Raw genomic sequence first — 585 nt, 5'->3', positions numbered from 1 at the left:
ATCCACGAAAGCCCCGCCGAGGGCGTGCTCGCGCTCAAGTCGAGCTGGCCGGGGCAGATGCGCACCGTCTGGGGCGATCACGCGCGCTTCGAAAAGACCTACTTCGAGCAGTACAAGGGCTACTACTTCACCGGCGACGGCTGCCGGCGCGACGAAGACGGCCACTACTGGATCACCGGGCGCGTCGACGACGTGATCAACGTCTCGGGCCACCGCATGGGCACCGCCGAGGTCGAGAGCGCGCTCGTGGCGCATTCCAAGGTCGCCGAGGCCGCGGTCGTGGGCTACCCGCACCCGATCAAGGGTCAGGGCATCTACTGCTACGTCACGCTGATGAACGACGTCGCGCCCTCCGACGCCCTGAAGAAGGAGCTCCGCGACTGGGTCCGCCAGGAGATCGGCCCCATCGCCAGCCCCGACCTCGTGCAATGGGCGCCGGGCCTGCCCAAGACCCGCTCCGGCAAGATCATGCGCCGCATCCTCAGAAAGATCGCCGAGAACGACCCCGCCTCCCTCGGCGACACGTCCACCCTCGCCGACCCCGCCGTCGTCGACGACCTCGTCGAAAACCGCATGAACCGGGAG

The 585-nt window shown here is 68.0% G+C and carries 1 protein-coding gene; it reads left to right on the top strand.

All coding sequences use genetic code 11. From position 1 onward, the window contains the following. Positions 1-585, top strand: a 585-nt coding sequence (locus DRV84_RS15230) for an AMP-binding enzyme (RefSeq protein ID WP_147298892.1), incomplete at both ends; no start/stop codon positions are given.

It is taken from the genome of Rhodosalinus sediminis (genome assembly GCF_003385555.1).
In the GTDB taxonomy this organism is placed as follows: domain Bacteria; phylum Pseudomonadota; class Alphaproteobacteria; order Rhodobacterales; family Rhodobacteraceae; genus Rhodosalinus; species Rhodosalinus sediminis.
This window is presented reverse-complemented; position numbering and strand designations above follow the sequence as displayed.